Source organism: Streptomyces katrae (assembly GCF_000966975.1).
In the GTDB taxonomy this organism is placed as follows: Bacteria; Actinomycetota; Actinomycetes; order Streptomycetales; family Streptomycetaceae; genus Streptomyces; species Streptomyces katrae.
Map to the genome: position 1 here is coordinate 24164 of NZ_JZWV01000384.1, position 6000 is coordinate 30163.

At 74.0% G+C, this 6000-nt stretch carries 6 protein-coding genes; 3 read left to right on the plus strand and 3 right to left on the minus strand.

The window, feature by feature from the left end; translation table 11 throughout:
• Positions 1–121 precede the first annotated feature (121 nt).
• The gene (locus VR44_RS15010; RefSeq protein WP_425424510.1) at positions 122–1588 is read left to right on the plus strand and encodes an alpha/beta hydrolase family protein; all 1467 of its coding nucleotides are present in this window, start codon (positions 122–124) and stop codon (positions 1586–1588) included.
• Between the two features lie 77 nt (positions 1589–1665).
• Here the strand turns inward: VR44_RS15010 and VR44_RS15015 are convergent, their stop codons facing one another.
• Positions 1666–3195, minus strand: coding sequence for a hypothetical protein (locus VR44_RS15015; protein WP_045947978.1), 1530 nt, complete (start codon positions 3193–3195; stop codon positions 1666–1668).
• 166 nt (positions 3196–3361) lie between these two features.
• Positions 3362–3901: an SRPBCC domain-containing protein gene (locus tag VR44_RS15020; RefSeq protein WP_094191660.1), complete on the minus strand. Its 540-nt coding sequence runs from the start codon at positions 3899–3901 to the stop codon at positions 3362–3364.
• 116 nt (positions 3902–4017) lie between these two features.
• Between VR44_RS15020 and VR44_RS15025 the strand changes: the two genes are divergently transcribed.
• Positions 4018–4425, plus strand: a complete 408-nt coding sequence (locus VR44_RS15025; protein WP_045947979.1) for a winged helix-turn-helix transcriptional regulator — start codon at positions 4018–4020, stop codon at positions 4423–4425.
• Between the two features lie 320 nt (positions 4426–4745).
• Here the strand turns inward: VR44_RS15025 and VR44_RS15030 are convergent, their stop codons facing one another.
• Positions 4746–5219 (minus strand): RICIN domain-containing protein, encoded by a 474-nt coding sequence (locus VR44_RS15030; protein WP_052713609.1) that lies wholly within the window; start codon positions 5217–5219, stop codon positions 4746–4748.
• 218 nt (positions 5220–5437) lie between these two features.
• Between VR44_RS15030 and VR44_RS15035 the strand changes: the two genes are divergently transcribed.
• The coding region (locus VR44_RS15035; RefSeq protein ID WP_245691818.1) for an AfsR/SARP family transcriptional regulator at positions 5438–6000 on the plus strand (563 nt) is incomplete at its 3' end.

Below are 6000 nucleotides of genomic sequence, written 5' to 3' on the forward strand. Positions count from 1 at the left end.
GGGTACGACCACAGGAGGAGACCGCCACCTCCCGCGGCGCGCCCCGGTTGCCACCCCGGTCGCGGTCGGCGGCGACCCGGGGCCGATGCGGGGGCGCGGGCCCGGCGCGGAGCATGACCGGGTGACCGAAACCATCCCGGGGCTGTACCTGTCCCTTCCTGAACTCCTCGTCCTGCTGGGCGCCGTCGTACTGCTGGTGGCGCGCCGGCTGCCCCCGGCCCGCCGCCGGTCCGGCACCCTCGTGGCCGGGGCGGTCCTCGTACCGTCCGCGGTCGTGCTGGGCGTCGTGGGGGTCCGCTGGCAGATGCTGCCGGTCCTGGCCGGCGCCGCCGTCGCCTCGGTGTTCGCCCTTCCGCCCCTGCTGCGGCGCCGTACCGGCCGACCGGCGCGGCGGACCCGCTGGTGGCCGGCCCTGCTGGGATCGCTGGCCTGCGCCGGCCTGATCGCCACCGGCCCGGTGGCCGCCTGGGCCTTCCCCGTGCCCGTCTTTCCGGAGCCTACGGGCGACTTCGCGGTCGGCACCCGGGTGGTGCAGTGGACCGACCCGCTGCGGCCCGAGAGCTTCACCGCCGATCCGGACGACCGGCGCACGGTCGTAGTCCAGCTCTGGTACCCGGCGCCGAAGAGCCCTGCGGGCGTCCCCCGGGCCCAGTACCTGGGACGCACGCGGGAGGAGGCGCGGGCCGTCGCCGGGGCCCTCGCCGACGGGTTCGGCCTGCCCGGCTTCCTGGTGGACGGCCTTCCGAGGGCCCGCAGCCGCGCGGTCTTCGACGCCCCGGTGGCCGGCGGGAAGGAGCGGTTCCCGGTCGTCCTCTTCTCCCCCGGGTCGGGCGGGGTGCGCTCCCAGAACACCGCCTGGGCGGAGGAGCTGGCCAGCCACGGCTACCTGGTGGCCGCCCTCGACCACCCGTACGACTCCACGGTTGTCGTCCTCTCCGACGGCCGCGCGATCCGCACCGCCACCGCCTCCTCCGGGGACCGCGACAGGGACGCGGAGCTGGCCGTCGGCTGGACCGCCGTCCGGGCCGCCGACCTCGGCTTCGTCCTCAGCCGGCTGGAGCGGCTGGACCGCGGTGAGACGGCCGACCCGCTGGCCGGCCGCGTGGACACCGGCCGCGCCGCGGTGGCCGGCCACTCGCTGGGCGGAGCCGCCGCCCTGCAGGCGGCCCGGCAGGACCGGCGGTTCGGCGCCGTCGTCGATCTGGACGGCTACCCCCACGGCCCCACCACGCCCGCCCTCCGGCAGCCGGCGCTCGCGCTCACCCAGGAGTTCACCGCGGGCACCGACCCGCGCTACCTGCCCCGGCTCACCGAGGCCCTCGACCACAACACCGCGAAGAGCTACCGGCTCACGGTCCCCGGCGCCGCGCACCTCACCTTCATGGACGGCCCGCTCTACCTGCCGCCGGTGTCCTCGCTCGTCGGCACCCTGGGCCGCACCGAGGGCCCGCGCCTCGTCGCCGCGGCCACCCTCGCCTTCCTGGACGCCACGCTGCGGGGCCGCCCCGGCGACCCGGCCGACACCCTCCGGGCCTACGGCACGGTCTCGTCGTCAGGGGCCCGGGCAACGGCGACGCCCGCCCCGTGACCGGCCTTGCGCCGTCGAGAGGATCCCTGGGACGGGCACCGCCTCGCCGCCCACTGCCGACGAATCCCTGACTCAGGTCACTGGGGCAGGGGGCAGGTGAGGGGGAGGACGCGTTCGGTCAGCCGTCCGGTGAGGTGGGTATCGGTGATGACCGGGTCGGTGAGCCAGTCCGCTGCGGTCAGTCGGTCGACCAGGTGCTGCAGCTCGCGGGGGTCCACCGGAACCCTGGCGGAGAGGAACCCCAGGGCAACGCCCTGGCCGTCGGAGCCGAGATCGCCCGCAGCGTTCGTCCGGGTGGCCAGGGTCAGGGCGAGCAGCCTCGTCGCCGCGGTGGCTTTGGCCTTGCGGAGCTTCTTGTCCGAGATGACCTTCTGAGCCCACCCGGAGAGTTTGGGCCGCATCTTCTTGCCGAACGTGAACGGGCCCGGCCCGTCCTCGCCGGGTGCCAGGCTAGGGACGGTGATGGGGGTGGCGTTCTCCGGCCTGGAGGCGAGCAGTTCGCCGGCGGTGCCGGGAAGTACCAGCCAGCCGCAGCCGGTCAGCTTGTCGATGAGGTCCTCGGGGTCGGTCAGGCCCAGCGCGGCGACGTCCTGGCCGACGAGGTTGCCGGTGCCGGTGCTCGCCGTGCGCAGGGTCAGCAGCAGGACCAGCAGCCGTGCTTCCGGGCCGGGCAGCGGGGTGTGGTCCGCGACGTGCTCGAGGACGGAGCGTGTGTGTTCCCACTGCGCCGGGGCGGTCAGCAGCCGGACCACGGTCGGCCCGTCGGCAAGGGGAATGATGCCGGTGCGCGCCTGGTGCTGGGAGCGGGCGGTGGCGGCGGCCTGCTCGGCGCGCCGGGCCTCCCACCGCAAGGCCCCCTCACCGGTGGCATCGGCCCAGGCGGTGAAGGCGCGGGCTTTGCGTTCCTGCAGGTCGGCGAGGAGCGCCAGGTCGGGCTTTTCACGCTGCTGGTAGGCCCGGAAGAGGTCACCGAGTTCGACGAGTTCGTCCCGCAGGGCGACGGGCCGCAGGTCGTGGGGGATGACTCGCTGAGCGATCTTCGCCTGCGGTCGGCGGTGCCGAGCCGGTGCCGGGCGCGGCGCCGCGCGCGGTGCCGGGACCGCGTCGGTGACGATCTGGCGGTCGGAGAACTGCGGTGTGCCGGCGCCGGTGGGGGCAGGGGCCGGACGGTTCGAGGGCTGGGGGGGCCGGTACGTGGCGGCGGTCCTGGCTCCCGGGATGGCGGCTGCACAGCGGGAGCAGCACTCCATCGCCTGCCACCAGCGTCCTTCCCGGTCGGTGGTCACGGCCACGACCACCGGGCCACCGCACCGCCAGGGTTCGGCACGCCCGCGGCCGGGGCCGGGCAGGTGGGCGCGGCAGCCTTCGAGCCTGCACGCGCAGTACACCTCGGCCGTGGGTGCGGGAGCGGCGCACAGGTGGGCCTTGAGGTGGGCGGCCGCTGCCGCACGGCCGGCGGCCGCGGAGGGATGCTGCTGCTCGGCGCAGCCGGGACGGCTGCACGAGATGCGTACGGCCGTGCTGGTTCGGGCGACGGCGTCCAGCCGCACCGTCCAACGGCGCCCCGGCACCCTTTCGTCCAGTTCGCTCACCGCAGGCTGCGTCATCGCGGCCTTCCTCCCGTCCTGTGGTTCTCGCTGCACGTCACCGTATTGGGCCCGGCGGCGATGGCGGGTGAAATCGCCTCATGTGGCGCGGCAGTCGGTCGGGAGGTCCGCGTGCGGCGGCCGGAACGAGGTTCTGCGGGCGGTCCCTATCCGTCATCGACCCCTGTCATCGATCGCCATCGGGCCGCAGGGCCGCCGCGAGACCGTTCAGCCGGAGGCGGGTGGCTCCGCGCAGGTGGGGCAGGTCGTGTTCCGGCCGGGACGACGGGGTCAGGAAGGCGGCCTGTTCTGTCCACCGCAGGTGGGTGCCATCGGCATCCGGGCGCAGTTCGACCGTCACCAGCGAAGCCCACCGCACTTCGCCGTCCACCCGCGCCGTGTACGTGTAGACGATCCTTGAGCCGGAGACGATGTCCAGGTAGCGGGACGCGTAGGCGAGCCGCTCCGGTGCGGCGCCCTCGACCGTGAAGACGCTCGAGGCGTTCTCGCCGCCGTTCACGGTGAAGTCGTGGTCGTAGGAGACCTCGCGGCCCGGCATCCTGAACCACCGGCGCCGTACGGCGGGGTCGGCGAACGCCCCGAAGACCGCGTCCGGGGGCGCGGCCGAGTGGAGCTCCACGGTGAAGCCGTCGTGCCGCACCTCTGCTCCCGCTGGGTCGAGGTGCCCGTCGGTGGCCGAATCCGGTGCGGCGGGTTCCAGGGACATGTCTTCCTCACGTGGCAGTTGACTACGATCCGTATGTAACGGGGGTGCGGCGGCCGCGATCAAGGCCTCGGGCTCACGCACTTCGAAGTCAGCTACGCACGCGAAGGGAACGGGCGATGGGATCGGCACTGCGTTCGCAACTGGAGAGCGCGGGTATCAGTGCCGAGTGCGCGTCGACCATCGAGCTCGTGCGCGACGTGCTCGCCCGTGTCGGGGACAGGTGGACCGTCCTGGTCGTCACCACGCTGGCCGGCGGGCCGCTGCGCTTCTCGGCGCTCCACGGCCGGGTCGCCGGGGTGTCGCAGCGCATGCTGAGCCAGACGCTGCGAGCGCTGACCCGTGACGGCCTGGTGGCCCGTACGGCCTACGCCGAGGTGCCGCCTCGGGTGGAGTACGAGCTCACGCCCCTGGGCCGGTCGCTGAGCGATGCCGTCGCACACCTCACGCACTGGGTGCGGGACCACCAGGCCGAAATCGCCCGGAACCGCGAGGAGTTCGACGGGGGCGATTCCCCAGCGGTGTGAGGCGGCGGCCTGGCGCGGCAGACGCCGACCGGATACCGGCCCCGCGCCTGTGCAGGAGTGGCAGGCCTCGAAGCGCGCCGCGCAGCGGGCGGGGAGGATCCCCCCGTGGCGGGCCCTGTCGACCGGGCCCTGCCGGCCCTCCCCGCCCGCCGCGCGTCGCACCCCCGTCGCCCCGTGTCGGGCCCGGCCCCCGTTGGCCATGGTGGCTTCAGGCTGCGGCGGAACGGCTCGATCCGCCGCGCTCCCCCGTCGGCCCCAGAGGGGCTTCGCGCACGCCTGCCGCCGCCTGCCCGGCCCCGACCCGCCCCGGCGTACGAGGTTCAGTGGCCCTGGTAGTAGAACTTCTGGTAGCTCAGGCCGTTGCAGGGGAACGAGCGCAGTCCCGCGGAGCTGTCGTCGATACAGCGCCCGGTGTTCTCGTTCTGGAACGTCCAGGCCCACTTCACCGTGTCAAGGGTGGCCCGCCAGTTCTGATAGTTCAGGCCGTTGCAGGGGATGGCCCGCAGCCCGGCACCGCTGTCGTCGAGACAGCGTCCGGTGTTGGCGTTCTTCAACACCGTGTTGCCGTTGCCCGAGCCGTAGTTGAGCCACATCTGGTAGCTCAGGCCATTGCACCCGAATCCACGCAACCCCAGGCTGCTGTCGTCGATGCAGGCGCCGGTGCGCAGGTTCTTCAGTTCGCCCGCGTCCGCGGCGGTGGCTGAAGTGGTCACGGCCGCGGAGAGGGCGGCCGCGGCAGCCAGGACCGTGGTGATGCGGGCTACGGCGCCCAGTCTGGTCGTGGACGTACTCATGGAATCTCCCGAGGTGGTCAGAACGGCAGGAACCTCACGCCGTCGCGGTGGCGGTTCCCGCCGGCGGCTCGTCGTGCTGCCCTCACAGTGGCGTGGGGCGCCATGGTTCGACCCCGGGACCGCTATGGCATGCCCATGGCCGGATCGCGGCCGGTGGGGGTACCGGTCCGCGGGCCTTCTGGCACAGTGCAGGCGCCGAGGAGACGGGGGACGTGCCCATGGAGTTGAACCTGCTGGGCCCGATGGAGCTGCTGGACCACCATCAGCAGCCCGTCGTGCTCCCGGGCGGAAGGGCCCGCATCGTGCTCGCGGTCCTTGCCCTGCACTCCGGCCAGGCGGTCTCCTCCGAGCGGCTCGCCGAGGCGGCATGGGCCGACTCGCCGCCCGCCACGGCGCGGGCACAGGTCCAGGCGCTGGTGTCGGCGCTGCGGCGGGCTCTGACCCGCGCCGGTGCCGCACCGCAGCCGCTGGAGACCCACGGCTCCGGATACCTGCTGTCGACACGCGCGCTGCGATGTGACCTGTGGCAGTTCTCCGAGCACGTCCGGCAGGGACGCGCCGCCGCACGGCACCCCGCCGAGCAGGTGCGCCGGCTGCGCTTCGCGCTGTCCCTATGGCGTGGGGCGGCCTTCGACGGGCTTCCATCCGCCCTGCTGGAGGCCGAGGCGGCGCGGTGGGAGGAAACCAGGCTCGGAGTGCTCGAAGAGTGCCTGGAGGCCGAGTTGCGCCTCGCTCCGCGGCCGGATCTGGTCGCCGAACTGCGGGCCCACTCGGCCGCGCA

Bases quoted from the DNA above. Each gene is read 5' to 3' on its own strand.
- VR44_RS15015 (WP_045947978.1), bottom strand. From the start codon at position 3,195: ATGACGCAGCCTGCGGTGAGCGAACTGGACGAAAGGGTGCCGGGGCGC.
- VR44_RS15020 (WP_094191660.1), bottom strand. From the start codon at position 3,901: ATGTCCCTGGAACCCGCCGCACCGGATTCGGCCACCGACGGGCACCTC.
- VR44_RS15025 (WP_045947979.1), top strand. From the start codon at position 4,018: ATGGGATCGGCACTGCGTTCGCAACTGGAGAGCGCGGGTATCAGTGCC.
- VR44_RS15030 (WP_052713609.1), bottom strand. From the start codon at position 5,219: ATGAGTACGTCCACGACCAGACTGGGCGCCGTAGCCCGCATCACCACG.